This is a genomic window from Trueperella sp. HMSC08B05 (assembly GCF_001808405.1).
GTDB classification, from domain to species: domain Bacteria; phylum Actinomycetota; class Actinomycetes; order Actinomycetales; family Actinomycetaceae; genus Trueperella; species Trueperella bernardiae.
In genome coordinates, this window is sequence record NZ_KV793245.1 from 1 (window position 1) to 14,922 (window position 14,922).

A 14,922-nucleotide genomic window follows, 5' to 3' on the forward strand; every position below is an offset into this window, starting at 1 on the left:
GGCCCCGCGATGATCGCGGGGCCGCCCTCGTGCGCTTGGCTACGTGTAGCTTCCTATTTGTAACGCTAATTCCCGATGTGCAACACCAATTAAACGCTTATTGCCGTTGCATATTGCGGATTGGTGTTGCACATGTGCCCAGGGGCTGCGGCGTCCAAGCGGCGGGTTAGCCGGCGAACTCCTCGGCGGTGGCGTAGGAGGTCTGCGTGCCCTTGCGGGTCACGGAGTCGGAGGCGTAGCGGATCGCGGTCTGGATCGCGGACTCCACGTCTCCATTGGCAACCAGCTCGTGGGAGAAGCACCCGATGAAGGCATCTCCAGCCCCGGTGGTGTCCACGGCGTCAACCTTCGGCGCTTCGAAAAGCCGCGCCCCGGCGTCGTTGACCCACAGCGCGCCCTTGGAGCCGAGCGTAACGATGACGTCGTGGATGCCCGCGTCGAGGAGGGCGTGGGCGGCGTTTTCGATGTCGGCGAGCGTGTCTACCGGCATGCCCGTCAGCAGTGACAGCTCGCTTTCGTTCGGCACAAAGTACGTGCAGTCCTTGACCTTCTCCAGCTCGAGGTCCGGCTGGGCGGGCGCCGGGTTGACCAGCACCGGGATGCCGTGCTCCTTGCCGAACTGGATCGCGGCGTAGACCGTCTCGAGCGGGATCTCCAGCTGCAACACGATGAGGTGGCAAGCGGAAATCTTGTGGGCGGCGTCGTCGATGTCGGCTGGGGAGAGGTGGCCGTTGGCGCCCTTGACGATGATGATCGAGTTGTGCGACTGCGGGTCCACAAAGATCGGCGCCACGCCCGAGGTGGTGTCGGTGCGGAGGACGAACTCGGTGTCGATACCGTTGCGGCGGAAGTTGTCGATCGTGTTGTCGGCGAAGACGTCGTTGCCCACGCGCGTCAGCATGAACACCTCCGAGCCGAGGCGTGCCGCGGCCACCGCCTGGTTCGCGCCCTTGCCGCCACAGCCGATGGCGAAACTGGGCGCCTCCACCGTTTCGCCCTCGCCGGGCATGCGGTCGATATACGAGATGAGGTCGACCATGTTGGATCCGATAACTGCAATGTCCATTAGTTGCGTACTCCTGTCTTCACCGTGAACTTCTTTGTTTCGCCTGCGTTGAGCATGATGAGCATGCCGCGCTTCTCGGCCGCGTTGTACCCCTCAGGCCGCGATGTGCCGGGAAGTACGAAGGCTGCGACCTGTTGATCAGCATTATAGAGAAGCCACCGTGTCGCCACGGGGAAATCCTTCGAGGAGAACTCGACGAAGAAGGCGTGCCCCTCCGGGCTCCTCAGCGTGAATTCGAGGTCGTCGCCGTAGGAGGGGAGGTCGTCGGCGAAGTAGACGATCTCCGGGTCGAACTCCTTGGCGCGATCCAGGGAGTCGGCGTCGATCTTGCCCTCGAGGATCTGCTCGTTGATCTCGGTCCACCGCGGGGTGGGGGTGACGTGCGCGGGGACGGAACGGCGTAGCTGGAACGCACCCTCGGGCAGAGACTGATTCATCGTGCCGCCCTCGACGAAGGCGTAGTTCATGTGGCACATGTACTGCAACGGCATGGGCTGGTACTCGCTGAGGTTCGTCACGGACAGGGCGATCTCGAAGTCGGATGCGCCGGCTTCGAGCCGCACCGACGGCGTCGCGCGATAGTGATGCCCGAAACCGCGCACATACTCGCGCATCGAGACCACGCGGATCGCGTCGTCGTCAATCTCCAACCAGGCCTCCTGCATGGGGGCGCAGGGGAACTCGCCGTGGAGCGGGTGGTCGTCGTCGGGAGCGGGGCAACCCGCCGCGAGGAGGCCGGAGTGGAAGGCGAAACAACCGTAGATGTCCGAAATCTCGGTGGCGGGCCGCGGCTCGGAGAACATGTTCTTCATGCGCAGGCTGTGACCGTCGAAGGCGGCGTCCCAGATGATCTGGCCCATGAAGGGCAGGACCTCGACATAGCCGCGCTCGTTCGCGATCGTCAACGATGCGATGCCACTGGGGTAACGCTTGGTCGTCGCGCGCAGGTCGCCCGAGTCGATGATGGTTTGTGGGGCGGGCTCGAAAAGAGTCTCACGAAGGGGAAGGGTGTACATATTTCCTCGAATTCTGTGGTGGTAGGAGATGGTTAGGCGACGTCCGACGACGCCGACACGCGCCGCTGCCACGCGAAGTACAGGAAGACGACGGCGAAGCACACGAGCGAGACGACGAAGGCGGTCTGCATCGAGCCGGTCGAATCGGAGACGAAGCCCTGAATCACGGGGATGACAGCGCCGCCCACGATCGACATGACGATCACGGCACCGCCGGTCTCGGTGTGGCGCTTGTCCTTGATCGAATCTAGGCTGCGGGCGTAAATGGTTGCCCAGCACGGACCGAAGAGCCCCGAGGTGAGGATCGCGAAGTACACCGCCACGATCGACGGGATGAGGATGACGCCGAGCAGGGCGGCGCAGCCGGCGGCGGCGTAACCCATCAGCACCAGGTTCTCGTCGTACTTCGTCATGAGCACGTTGGCGATCACCTTGCCCAAGAAGAACGCGATGAACGCTGCCACCATGTAGTTGGAGGCGGACCGCTCGTTGAGGTTCGGATCGAGGTTGAGGGCGAGACGAATCGTGAAGGACCACACCGCGGTCTGCATGCCGACGTACATGAACTGGGTGAAGATGCCACGGCGGAACATCGTGTTGCCGGCAAGGTAGCGCAGGGTCTCGCCGATCGAGGCCTTCACCTCATGGCCGGCCACGAGCGGCTTAGCGTGTGGCATCTGGGTCAGCGCCACGAGGATCAGCAGGATTGCGAGAACGATGATGATGAATCGGTAGGGGCCGAGCGTGCGCTGGAGCATCTGCTCAGCGAGCTCGCGCTGGGCATCGGTGCCGAGGCTGCCGAACTGCTTGTGGAGGGCCTCGCCCTCGGTGAAGACCAGGTACTTGCCGAGCAGGATGCCGAAGATCGAGCCGAGCGGGTAGAAGGTCTGAGAGATATTGAGGCGGAGGGTGGCCAGGCGGCGCGGCCCGAGCATGGAGGAGTACGTGTTGCACGACGTCTCCAGGAAGGACAGGCCGGTCGCGATCGCAAACAGTGCCGCGAGGAATACCGAATACGTGGCCATGTGCGAGGCGGGGAAGAACATCGTGCACCCGATGATGTAGAAGCACAGGCCGATGAGGATGCCGCTCTTGTAGCTCCACTTGCGGATGATGCGCGACGCCGGAATCGCCAGGAGGAAGTAGCCGCCGTAGAAGGCGGACTGGACGAAGGCGGAGGCGAAGTCCGACAGGGTGAAGATGGTCTTGAACTGGGTGATGAGGATGTCGTTGAGGCTTGCGGCCGCGCCCCACATGGGGAAGCAGATTGAAACCAGGATGTATTGGAACATGGGTGTTTTGGACAGGTACCCGTCGGGCATTTGTCGTGAGGTGTCCTTGATGACACCGAAGGAGGTGTTCTTCTTCCCGATGACGTCGTTGTCGATACTCATGTCTTCTTCCTTGATGACGAGTAGTGTGTGACTTTGCCATGACGGCTATCACGTTGCGGTGCATTGAGAATAAGACGGCGCAAGGTACCTGGGAAGGGGGCGGAGGAACGAATGTTCGCGCCGCAAAACGTTGCTAGAAAGCCGAAAAGTGGCAGTTTTGAGCGGGTGTAAAGCGGCGATTTGGATCAAATGACGCGAAGTGGAACATTTGTTCCGCACGGGCTTTTAGCCTTGTCGCATGTGAAGAATTGCCGTGGCAGTCGTGTAATCGAGCACGACCCGGTTCGCGTACCCGTTCTCAAGGCAGGCGAGGATGGCGTGCATCTTGTCTCCTCCTCCAGCGATGAGGAGTTTCTGGTCCTTGGTGCGCAGGTCGGGTAGGGAGATCCCGATCGTCTTGTTGTTGATGTCGGGCAGGCAGATGCGCCCGTGCTTGTCGACAAAACGCCCGCAGATGTCGCCCACTGCGCGCCGGCCGAGCACGTCGACGTCGTGCGCGGAGAGTGTCATCTTAGGCAGGGTGGGGAGGCTGGCCCCGACTCTCCCGACCGTGAAGATCGCGATCCTCGCCCGCGCGCCGAACGCCAGAATCGGGCGGAGGTGGTCTTCTTGGGCGAGGCGGTTCCTCATCGACACCGACTGGACGAACGCGGGAACGGGCAGCGTGTGGCAATGCGCGCCGAGCGAGCCGGCGAACGTGGCGACGACGCGCTGGTTTTCATCCCCACCCAAGAAACCGCCGGCGAGTTGGACGACCGTCAGATTCTGGCGGCGCGAGACCTCCAGGTGCTCGGCCACGGCACGCATGGTTCGGGACGGGGCGACGCCGATGATGTCGCCGTCGCGCACCATCTCGCCGATGGTGCGGGCGGCGGCTGCCGCAAGGGAGTTGCGCAACGAATCCTGGGTGGGAAGTGGGGGTGAGACGAGCACGACGTCGATCAGCCCATAGCGTTGCTTGAGCTTGGTGATGACGTCCTTGCTTTGGTCGCGCGGATCGATGACGCTGATGCGGATGAAACCCTGCCGCTGTGCGTAGGCGAGCATTTTTGATACGGTGGGCCGCGAAATGTGCAGGTCGCTGGCCACCTCGGCCTGAGTCTTCCCCGAGTAGTAGAGCTTGGCGGCGTTGATCGCGAGGATGTCGCGTTCGGTCAGCTCTTCGGGTGTGTTAGGCATGCTTCATTATAGGGCGCGCCCTGGTTGGCGCTAGTGGCGTGCCGACGACGCCGTCGCCCGGCTCGCGCCCGCCCGGCCCGGCATCTCGGGCGCAGTGCGCCCCGTCACAGCACCTATGAGCAAATTGACGTCACCTATGTGAAAACAAACAAATCCGATGCTACTTTGGGCTTCAGATAGTGAACTGGCCCGGCACAGCCTGGCCGAAACGTCGCCGTAGCACAACGGATGTGGTGCGGGGGCGGGTCAGGGATCTAGCTACGGATGATCGCCGGCCACGTTGGCTTGGCGTTCAGCTCACACACTCGTATATCACCTTGACAAAGGAGTCCACATGGAAATTGATATCTTCTGGCTGGTCGCCGCCTTTGGTGGTGGCGCATTTGGTGCAGCCATTGGAGGTCAGACGGCCTTTATCTTCACCGGTCTCATGTACCTGATCGGCCTCGGCGTGTACATGGCTGGTATGGATGCGAGCCCGTACATGGATTCTGTGGTGTTCGGCCCGGTCTTCGGCCCGCACATCGCATTCGCTGGTGGCGCCACGGCGGCCGCCTACGCCGCGTGGAAGGGCGCGATGCCGAAGGGGACGAACGGTAGAGATATCGTGACCCCGCTGGCGGGCCTGGGCCGTTCGGACATCCTCGTTGTCGGTGGTGTGACCGGCATGATCGGTTACATCCTGAACCTCGCCATCGCTCAAGTGCTGCCCACCCTTCGGACTGACCCGCTGCTGCACTACGGCAATGAGGCGCTCGGCTCCACTGACACGGTGGCTCTGACGATTATTATCATCGCGATTGTTACTCGTTTCGTCTTCGGTAAGACGGGCATTTTCAACAAGGTCAACGGCCTTGGCCTGCTCGAGGTTGGCGAGGGCAAGCACTGGGTGGAGCACCAGGAGAAGTGGTCGGTGACGGCCACTCACGGTCTGACCTCCGGTCTGCTGTCAGCGTTCGGCACGCTCGTGGTTGTCCAGCACTTCTTCGAGGTGTCGGGTGGCGCGATCGCGAACCACGCTCAGCTGCTCGGCTGGGCGATCTCGGCTGTCACGCTCATTTTCCTCACCTGTGGTCTGCCCACGCCGGTGACCCACCACATGACGATCCTGGCCTCGATCGCGGCGCTGCGCTTCATGCCGATCATTGCTGGCACGTCGGATCCGGCGATGTGGACCGCGGGTAACCTCGCGCTGGCCTGCATCATCGGTGGCATCTTCGGCATCCTCGGCGGTCTGCTGGGTGAGCTCCTCGCTCGTATGACGAACTCGAACGGCGACACCCACATCGATCCCCCGGCCTTCGCCATCTGGATCGGTACCACCCTCATCCACGTCACCGCTGTCATCATGTAGCGTGTGCTCCTGCCCGGCTTTCGGGCCGGGCGGGAGGGCACTGCCCCACGACGCCGTCGCCCCGGCACCCCGCCCAGCACGGCAACTCTCGTCCCCAACGGCCACCTGGACACTTGGCCACCAACCCCCACCGCCACTTTTCGAACAGGGATTTTCATGCAGTACTCTTCTCCGACCAAGCTCTATGACGCCTATGTCTTTGACCAGGACGGCACGATTTACCTCGGCGACCACCTGCTACCGGGCGCGAAGCGCCTGATCGAGGGCCTGCGCAAGCTGGGCAAGCCGGTGCGTTTCCTGTCGAATAATCCCACGAAGGATCCGCAGGATTACGTGGAGAAGTTGGAGCGGCTGGGGATTCCCGCGCCCTTGAGCGAGATCGCGAACACGGTGGTGACCACCACCCGTTGGCTCAAGGCTCACTATCCGGACGCCACGGTCTTCCCGATTTCGGAGGAGCCGCTGAAGAAGGCGCTGCGTGAGGCCGGCATCAAGATGAGTGAGAACCCGGAGGAGATCGACATCGTGATCGCCTCCTACGATCGCACCTTCGATTACCGCAAGCTTCAGATCGCGTTTGACGCGATCTGGTTCCACAAGCGGGCTTTCCTTATTACGACGAACCCGGATCGTTACTGCCCGTTCCCCGGCGGGCGTGGCGAGCCGGATGCGGCCTCCATCGTGGCGGCCATTGAGGCCTGCACGGGAACGAAACTCAAGGCCAATATGGGAAAGCCGGAGCCGGCGATGCTCGAGGCGGCGCTCGGGGATCTGGATGTGGATCCCGCCAACTGCATGATGGTGGGCGACCGTCTTCACACCGACATCGGTATGGCGGTCAACACCGGGATGGCCTCCGCCCTGCTGCTGACGGGTGATAGCACGGCCGAGGAGGCCGAGGCGCTTGACCCGGCCCACCAGCCCACCTACGTCCTGGACCGCATTGATCACCTCATCCCCGACGATATCCGCGCCCAGTGGGGGTGGTCCGATTCGGATGAAGATTAACGCTTGCGCCTGACGGGTGCCCGACGACGACGGCGTTCCGGCTCGCGCTCGCATCCCCGGCCCGCCGCCTGTGAGCGGCTCGCCCGCCGAACCCGCAACCTAGCTTGCTCCGCCCCAAGACGGCGCACCAACAGTTACCAATCATTTAACTCAAGGAAGAGAAGATGTCTACAGCAGCAGTCAACCGCTACACCATGGGCCCCTACCTCATGGGTATTGATTTCGGTACGGAGTCGTGTCGCGTTGGTATTTTTGACACGGTCGGTTCGCCGGTGGCGTTCGCGGCCACCCCGTACACCACCACCCACCCGCACCCGGGGTGGGCGGAGCAGAGCCCGGATGACTGGTGGCAGGCGCTGATCGCCTCCACGCACCGCGTGATGGCTCGCGCGGGCATTGAGCCGCCGGAGATCGCGGGTATTTCGTATGATGCGACCACGATGACCGTGGTGCCGATGGACCAAAACGGCGAGGCGCTGCGTAACGCGATCATGTGGATGGACGTGCGCGCCACGGAGCAGGCGGCCCGCGTGGCCGAATCGGATTCGCCGGTCACCCGCTACACGGGCGGTGGCACTCTGCCGCCCACGGCCGAGTGGTACCCGTTCAAGGCGGCGTGGCTGCGCGAGAACGAGCCGGACATTTACAAGCGCGCCTACAAGCTGCTGGATGCCCCGGACTGGCTGACCTACCAGCTGACCGGCCAGTGGACCCAGAACATCAACACCGCAGCACACCGCGCCTACTACGACCGTGACAATGGTGGCTGGCCGGTGGACCTGTACGAGCAGGCCGGCGCAGGCGACGTCTTCGACAAGCTGCCCGAGCGCGTGGTGGACCTCGGCGTGCCGCTGGGCGGCCTGACCAAGCGCGCGGCGGAGGCCCTTGGCCTCATCCCGGGCACCCCGGTGGCCCAGGGCGGCGGCGACGCCTGGCACGGCCAGATCGGCCTCAACGTGCTCTCCCCGGGCAAGATGTCGCTGGTGACGGGCTCGTCCCACGTCATGTCCGGCCAGGCTGTGGAGCCGGTGTCCGGCCCGGGCTTCTTCGGAGGCTACACGGACGGTGTCGTGCCCGGTCAGTACACGGTGGAGACGTCGCTGACGTCGTCGGGATCGGTGCTGAAGTGGTTTAAGGACCAGTTCTGCCAGGACATCGAGAAGGCGGCCAACGAGATCGGCATCGGCGCCTACGACGTGATGAATACCCGTTCGAAGGATATCCCGATCGGTTGCGAGGGCCTCATCATCAACGAGTACTTCCAGGGCAACCGCACCCCGTGGTCGGACGCGAAGGCGCGCGGTGTGTTCACCGGCCTGTCGCTGTCCCACACCCGCGAGCACGTCTACCGCGCCATCCAGGAGGCGGTGTGCTACGGCGTCGAAGCGTCGATGCGTAAGCTGCGCGAGGCGGGCTTCGAGGTCCAGGAGTTCGTGGCCTGCGGTGGAGCTACGAAGTCGCGTGAGTGGACTCAGATGCACGCCGACGTCACGGGCGTGCCGATCACGCTCACGGAGGTCGGCGACGCCGTCACACTCGGCTCGTGCATCCTCGCCGCTTCCGGCGCGGGCCTGTACGACTCGGTGCAGGACGCCGCGAACCACATGGTTCACGAGCGTGAGCGCATCGAGCCGAACATGAACCGCCACGAGGAGTACAAGTTCTTCGCGGACAAGTACATCGAGCAGTACGCGGTCAACCAGGAGCACATCCACACGGTGGTTGACTACGTGGCCGGACAGCGCTGAGAGATCTGATCATGGCGAAGGCGACCCAGGAGGAGCGGCAGGCTCGCATTGTCGAGTTGATCATCGACCATGGCTCGCTGCGGGTCGATGACCTGGCCGACCTCTTCGGCGTCTCCGTCATGACCCTCTACCGCGATCTTGCGGCCCTCGAGGCCCACCAGGTCATTGCGCGCCACCGCGGCACGGTCTCCTTGCTGGTGTCCTCCATTTCGGAGGCGCCGTTCGCCTTCCGTCTCTACCAGGAGACGGAGGCGAAGGAGGCCGTGGCGCGGGAGGCGGCGCGGCTGGTCTCGCGGTACTCGTCGATTTTCGTGGACGATTCGTCCACGGCTTACCTGGCGCTTGACCACATCGGCGTTCCCGAGTCGAAGGCGTTCATCACGAACGCCTCACACGCGGCGATCAAGATCGGGGCGGGCGAGCACCAGTCGCTGACCATGCTGGGCGGCCGGTTCGACCGGGCCCTGGATGCCTACTTCGGGCCGACCACGAACCGGCAGGTGGGCGAGCTCGCCTTCGAGACGGCGCTGATCGGCGCGGCGTCGGTCAAGGATGGCTCGATCTACCACCCCTTCAGCGAGGCGGCCCTGTTCAAGCGCGAGGTCATCGCCCGCACCGAGGTGCCGATCCTCGCGATCACCGCAGACAAGCTGAGCCGCGTGGCACTCCACCGGCTCGCTGACCTGTCAGATTTTTCGTACCTGATCATTGATGACACCGTCACGGACCAGGACCTGAACTACTTACATACGCTTACCAATGTCATTGTTGCCAACAAGGAAGGGAAGGACAATGTCTGAGCTCATTAACAAGGCACTGAAGACTGCCACCGAAACGAAGGACATCATCTTCGGTGATGATGTGAACAAGGAGGCCGGTGCCCTGTTTGCGCGCCTCTACCCGGACCAGAAGGTGCTGGTGGTGGCAGACGAGAACACCTACGGCGCAGTCGGCGACACGGTGGTGGCCTCGCTGCGTGAGGCCGGGGTGGAGTTCGCGGACGAGCCCTACATTTTCCCCGGCACCCCCACCCTGTATGGCGACTACGTCAACGTTTCCAAGCTGCGCGAGGTGATCCGCCCGTACGAGAACACGGTGGTCATGTCGCTCGGTGCGGGCACGCTCAACGACATCGCGAAGCTGGCCTCGGGCGAGCTCGGGCGCGAGTACATCAACGTGTGTACCGCGGCGTCGGTGGATGGTTTTTGCTCGTTCGGCGCGTCGATCTCGAAGGACGGCTTCAAGATCACGCGTAACTGCCCGGCCCCCGCGGGCCTGGTGATGGACATTCAGACGATGATGGAGGCCCCCTACCGCCTCACCGCCACCGGCTATGGCGACCTCATTGAGAAGATTCCAGCGGGCGCGGACTGGATCCTGTCCGACGAGCTGGGCATCGAGCCGATCGATGACTACGTGTGGAGCCTGGTGCAGGGCCCGCTCATGGATTCGCTCGGCGACCCGGAGGCCGTGCGCAACTGTGAGCACGACGCGATCGCCAAGCTCGGCGAGGGCCAGGTCATGTCTGGGCTTGCCATGCAGGCACACCAGTCTTCCCGCCCGGCGTCGGGCGCGGGCCACCAGTTCTCCCACGTGTGGGAAATGGAGGGTCACGGCCTGGATTGGGAGCCGCCGCTCAGCCACGGCAACAAGGTGGGCGTGGGCACGGTGGCCTCGCTCGCGATCTGGGAGGAGTTCTTGAAGCTGACGGAGGCTGACTTCGACGCCGAGCGCGCCGTGGCCGCGATGAAGACCCCCGAGGAGGTGGAGGCGAACGTGCGCGCCACGCTCATCCCTACCATCGCCGAGGAGGCGGTCAAGCACTCGGTGGGCAAGCTCTTGCCCGAGGATCAGCTGCGTGAGCGCATCGCGCTGCTGAAGGAAAAGTGGCCCACGATCAAGGCGCGCTGCGAGGCTCAGATCATCCCGGCCCAGCAGGCGTGGGACATGCTGAAGACCGCGGGCGCCCCCTACCACCCGGAGATGCTGAAGATCGATTGGGATCGCTTCCGCGAGACCCACTACAAGGCCCAGATGATCCGTCCACGCTACACGGTGCTCGACGTGCTCATGGACCTCGGCCTCTACGACGACGTCGTGGCCCGGCTCTTCTCACCCGAGGGCTTCTGGGGCCGTCACCCGCACCCGGACGCCGAATAGTCGGCGCCAACGCAAGAAGTAGACACGAACAACGCAAAGGAGCGTCAACATGTCAGAAAAGTATTTGGTCGGCGTTGACTTCGGTACGCTGTCGGGCCGCGCGATCGTGGTGCGCGCCTCCGACGGCGTCCAGGTGGGCACGTCGGTCAGCCACTACAAGCACGCGGTCATGGACCGCACCCTCGATGCGGGCGACGGCCAGAAGCTGCCCCCGGAGTTCGCTCTGCAAAACCCGGGCGACTACGTGGACGTGCTCACGGATGCCATTCCGGGCGCGATCAAGGACGCGGGGATTGAACCGGCCGACGTCGTCGGTGTGGGCATCGATGCCACCTCGGCCACGGTGTTTGTCACGGACGCTGAGGGCACCCCGCTGTGCGAGAAGGAAGAGTTCAAGAACAACCCGCACGCCTACGTCAAGCTGTGGAAGCACCACGGCGGGCAGGACCAGGCCGACCGCATCATTGCGCTCGCCGAGGAGCGCGGGGAGGAGTGGCTGGAGCGCTACGGCGGCATCCTGTCTTCCGAAATGCTCTTCCCGAAGATCCTGGAGACGTACGAGAAGGCGCCGGAGGTGTATGCGGCGGCGGACGTCGTCGTGAACCTGCTGGACTGGATCACGTGGAAGCTGACGGGCGAGCTGACGTTCGCGGCTTCCGATTCGGGCTACAAGCGGATGCTGACGGACGGGGAGTACCCGAGCCGGGAATTCTGTGAGGCGCTCGCACCGGGGTTTGGCCCGGTGTTCGAGGAGAAGATGAACGCGCCGATCAAGCAGTTGGGCGAGAAGGTGGGCGGCCTGTCGGCTGAGGCTGCCAATCTCACCGGGCTGCCGGAAGGCATCGCGGTGGCGTCGGGCAATATTGACGCCCACGTCGTCGTGGCCGGCGCTAACGCGGTCAAGCCGGGGCAGATGACGGCGATCATCGGCACGTCGGGCTGCTACGTCATCAACAGCGAAGGCTACAAGCCGGTTCCCGGCGTGTTCGGCAACGTTGAGGGCGGCGCGGTCCCGGGCCTGTGGGGCATCGAGGGCGGGCAGACCGCCGTGGGCGACGTCTTCGCCTGGTTCGAGGATAACGCCGTGCCCGAGCGCTACGAGCAGGCCGCCCGCGAGGAGGGCATCTCGGTGCTCGAATACATGATGCACCGCGCGTTCGCGATGGAGATCGGCGAGCACGGCCTCATCGCCCTCGACTGGCTCAACGGCAACCGCTCGATCCTGTCCGACGCGCGCCTGTCCGGCTCGATCATCGGCATCACGCTGCAGACCCGCCCAGAGGACATCTACCGCGCCCTCATGGAGGCCACAGTGTTCGGCATCCGCGTGATCGTGGACAACTTCGAAGAGCACGGCGTACCGGTCACGGAGATCGTGGCCGCCGGCGGCCTGCTCAAGAACCACCACTTCATGCAGATGCTCGCCGACATCACGCGCCGCCCCGTCTCCGTCTCCGACGCGGAACAGACGGGCGCGCTCGGCTCGGCGATCTTCGCGGCGGTCGCGGCCGGCGTGTACGACGACGTCTACGCGGCAGCCACGGCCATGTCCCACGTGACCGAACACAAGTACGTGCCGAACGAGGACGCCTCCGATAAGTACGAGGAGCTCTACGGCATCTACCGCGAGCTGCATGACTTCTTCGGCCGGGGCGAGAACCAGATCATGCACCGCCTGAAGGACATCCGCGCCCGGGCGTTCGGAGAGTGACGATGAAGCTTTCCGAGCTTTCACCGAAGGTGCAGGAGGCCGTGGCGGCGGCTCGGCGTGAGGTGTGCGACCTTCACGCCGAGTTGCCCGCCAACGGGCTGGTGGTCTGGACGGCGGGCAACGTCTCGCAGCGTGTGGCCGGGGCGGACCTGTTCGTCATCAAACCATCCGGCGTGCGCTACGACGAGCTCACCCCCGAAAAGATGGTGGTGTGCACGCTGGACGGCAACAAGATTGAGGACGGGACGGCGGACGCCCTGTCGCCGTCGTCAGACACGGCGGCTCACGCCTACGTCTACCGGCACATGCCCGAGGTGGGCGGCGTGGTCCACACGCATTCGCCGTACGCGTGCGCGTTTGCGGCCGTGCACCGGCCCATCCCGTGTGTGCTCACGATGATGGCCGACGAGTTCGGCGGGGACGTGCCCGTGGGCCCGTTCGCGATCATCGGAGACGACTCGATCGGCCGCGGCATTGTTGCCACCCTCGCGCAGTCGCGCTCGCCGGCGGTGCTCATGGGCAACCACGGCCCATTCACGGTGGGCAAGGACGCCACGGCGGCGGTCAAGGCCGCGGTCATGGTGGAGGAGGTGGCCAAGACCGTGGCCATCGCTGAGGGGCTCGGCACCCCGCGCCCGATCGCCCAGGAGCACATCGACTCGCTCTACGCCCGCTACCAAAACGTCTACGGGCAAGCCGACGACGCCGATGGCGCGGCTGGCGCTGTGGACGGGGCTGGCGCGGACGGCGTCGTGAAGGACGAGGCCGATGAGTGAGCTGGTTATTGCGATTGATTCGTCGACGTCGGCGTCGAAGGCCGTGGTGGTGGACGCGAGCGGGGCGGTGCTTGCCACCGGGCACGCGCCGATCGAGCTACTGACCCCGGGGATGGACCGCTACGAGCACGACCCACGCCAGTGGTGGACCTCCACCCACGCGGCGATCACCGAGGCGCTGGGCGCGCTGTCGGAGGCGGATCGGGCGCGGGTGCGCGGCATCTGCATCACGCACCAGCGCGAGTCCTTTGCGCTGGTGGACGAGGCGGGCGAAGCGCTACGGCCCGCGATCCTGTGGCTGGATTCGCGCGCGGGCGCGCAGATCAAGAAGTACGGATCGCTCGAGATTCACGAGCTGTCCGGCAAGCCGGCCGACACGACGCCGGCCATTTACAAGATGGCGTGGCTGAAGGAAAACGAGCCGGAGGTGCTCGCGCGGGCTGCGAAGGTGGTGGACGTGCATGCCTACCTCGCCAAGCAGTTGGTGGGCAGGTGGGTGTCGGCGATGGGGTCGGCGGACACGCTCAACCTCATGGACATCAAGGCACAGGACTACTCAGACAAGCTACTCGAGATCGCGGGCGTGCGCCGCGACCAGATGGCCGAGCTCGCCAAGCCCACCGAAACCATCGGCGCTCTCAAGCCGGAGCTGGCCGACGAGTGGGGGCTGGGCGAGGTGGTGCTCATCGCCGGAGTTGGCGACGGGCAGGCCTCCGGGCTTGGCACCAACGCGATCGACCAGGACACGGCCTACGTCAACGTCGGCACGTCCGTGGTGTGCGGGATCCACTCGCCCGACTTCGCCTTCGACCCCTCCTACCGCACGCTACTGGCCGGGATCCCGGGCCAGTACGTGCTGGAGATCGTGCAGAATTCGGGCTCGGTGCTGCTCAACTGGTTCCGCAAGGAGCTGGGCGACCCGGCGCTCGAGGGCAAGATCGACCCCGAGCTCGACGCGGCGGCCGCCAAGGTCCCGCTCGGCGCGGAGGGCCTGCTCACCGTGCCGTACTGGAACGCCGTGCAGTCCCCGTACTGGGAGCCTTTCGCGCGTGGGATCATGGTCGGCTTCGGCTCGGCCCACACCCGCGCCCACCTCTACCGCTCCCTCATGGAGGGCATTGCCCTCGAACTGCGCGAAAACATCCGCCGGGTGGAAGCCTCCACCGGGCGCACCATCCGCGAACTGCGCGCCACCGGCGGCGGCTCGCGCAACCCGCTCTGGCGCCAGATCTTCGCTGATGCCACCGGAAAACCGATCGTGGTCTCCGGAGTGGACGAGGTCAGCGCCCAGGGCGCGGCCATTATGGGCATGGTGGGTATCGGCGCCTTCCCCGACGTGGCAAGTGCCGCCGACGCCATGACCAGCTTCATCGACCGCACCGAACCCGACCTCGACGCCCACGAACGCTACGGGAAGATCGCCCAGCTCCAGCAGAAGATCTACCCCGCGCTCGCGGACTTGTTCGAGCAGGAGTAGAGGCGGCGGGTGCGGCAGGGTGCCGCACCCGCC

12 protein-coding genes are annotated in these 14,922 nt (G+C 64.6%); 8 read left to right on the forward strand and 4 right to left on the reverse strand.

Translation table 11 applies throughout. From position 1 onward, the window contains the following. Nucleotides 1–166: 166 nt before the first annotated feature. The 4 genes from rbsK to HMPREF3167_RS05730 form a co-directional block, all read right to left on the reverse strand. The gene (rbsK, locus tag HMPREF3167_RS05715; protein ID WP_062613227.1) at nt 167–1,066 is read right to left on the reverse strand and encodes a ribokinase; all 900 of its coding nucleotides are present in this window, start codon (nt 1,064–1,066) and stop codon (nt 167–169) included. Then, nucleotides 1,066–2,082 (reverse strand): aldose 1-epimerase family protein, encoded by a 1,017-nt coding sequence (locus HMPREF3167_RS05720; RefSeq protein ID WP_068538595.1) that lies wholly within the window; start codon nt 2,080–2,082, stop codon nt 1,066–1,068. The genes rbsK and HMPREF3167_RS05720 overlap by 1 nt, the downstream gene beginning before the upstream one ends. A gap of 32 nt (nt 2,083–2,114) precedes the next feature. Next, complete coding sequence (gene fucP / locus HMPREF3167_RS05725) at nt 2,115–3,476, reverse strand: L-fucose:H+ symporter permease (RefSeq protein ID WP_062613230.1); 1,362 nt, start codon at nt 3,474–3,476, stop codon at nt 2,115–2,117. 225 nt (nt 3,477–3,701) lie between these two features. Then, nucleotides 3,702–4,655 carry a sugar-binding transcriptional regulator gene (locus tag HMPREF3167_RS05730; protein ID WP_070445987.1) on the reverse strand — a complete coding sequence of 318 codons (954 nt, stop codon included), beginning with the start codon at nt 4,653–4,655 and terminating at the stop codon, nt 3,702–3,704. 334 nt (nt 4,656–4,989) lie between these two features. On the opposite strand from HMPREF3167_RS05730, the gene HMPREF3167_RS05735 reads away from it, so the two are divergent. The 8 genes from HMPREF3167_RS05735 to HMPREF3167_RS05770 all read left to right on the forward strand — a co-directional run bounded on the left by HMPREF3167_RS05735 (nt 4,990) and on the right by HMPREF3167_RS05770 (nt 14,889). Further along, nucleotides 4,990–6,009 carry a DUF7973 family transport facilitator gene (locus tag HMPREF3167_RS05735; protein ID WP_062613233.1) on the forward strand — a complete coding sequence of 340 codons (1,020 nt, stop codon included), beginning with the start codon at nt 4,990–4,992 and terminating at the stop codon, nt 6,007–6,009. A gap of 156 nt (nt 6,010–6,165) precedes the next feature. Then, nucleotides 6,166–7,017 (forward strand): HAD-IIA family hydrolase, encoded by an 852-nt coding sequence (locus tag HMPREF3167_RS05740; RefSeq protein WP_062613234.1) that lies wholly within the window; start codon nt 6,166–6,168, stop codon nt 7,015–7,017. A gap of 164 nt (nt 7,018–7,181) precedes the next feature. Continuing rightward, nucleotides 7,182–8,765: an FGGY-family carbohydrate kinase gene (locus HMPREF3167_RS05745; RefSeq protein ID WP_082661124.1), complete on the forward strand. Its 1,584-nt coding sequence runs from the start codon at nt 7,182–7,184 to the stop codon at nt 8,763–8,765. Nucleotides 8,766–8,776: 11 nt separating this feature from the next. Continuing rightward, nucleotides 8,777–9,565 (forward strand): DeoR/GlpR family DNA-binding transcription regulator, encoded by a 789-nt coding sequence (locus HMPREF3167_RS05750; protein ID WP_070445992.1) that lies wholly within the window; start codon nt 8,777–8,779, stop codon nt 9,563–9,565. Further along, nucleotides 9,558–10,925: a sn-glycerol-1-phosphate dehydrogenase gene (locus tag HMPREF3167_RS05755; RefSeq protein WP_082661125.1), complete on the forward strand. Its 1,368-nt coding sequence runs from the start codon at nt 9,558–9,560 to the stop codon at nt 10,923–10,925. The genes HMPREF3167_RS05750 and HMPREF3167_RS05755 overlap by 8 nt, the downstream gene beginning before the upstream one ends. Nucleotides 10,926–10,974: 49 nt before the next feature. Continuing rightward, nucleotides 10,975–12,636: a ribulokinase gene (locus HMPREF3167_RS05760; RefSeq protein WP_070445995.1), complete on the forward strand. Its 1,662-nt coding sequence runs from the start codon at nt 10,975–10,977 to the stop codon at nt 12,634–12,636. Between the two features lie 2 nt (nt 12,637–12,638). Next, nucleotides 12,639–13,412 (forward strand): L-ribulose-5-phosphate 4-epimerase, encoded by a 774-nt coding sequence (locus HMPREF3167_RS05765; RefSeq protein WP_082661126.1) that lies wholly within the window; start codon nt 12,639–12,641, stop codon nt 13,410–13,412. Beyond that, nucleotides 13,405–14,889 carry a xylulokinase gene (locus HMPREF3167_RS05770; RefSeq protein WP_070445998.1) on the forward strand — a complete coding sequence of 495 codons (1,485 nt, stop codon included), beginning with the start codon at nt 13,405–13,407 and terminating at the stop codon, nt 14,887–14,889. The genes HMPREF3167_RS05765 and HMPREF3167_RS05770 overlap by 8 nt, the downstream gene beginning before the upstream one ends. The last annotated feature ends 33 nt before the right edge of the window (nt 14,890–14,922 follow it).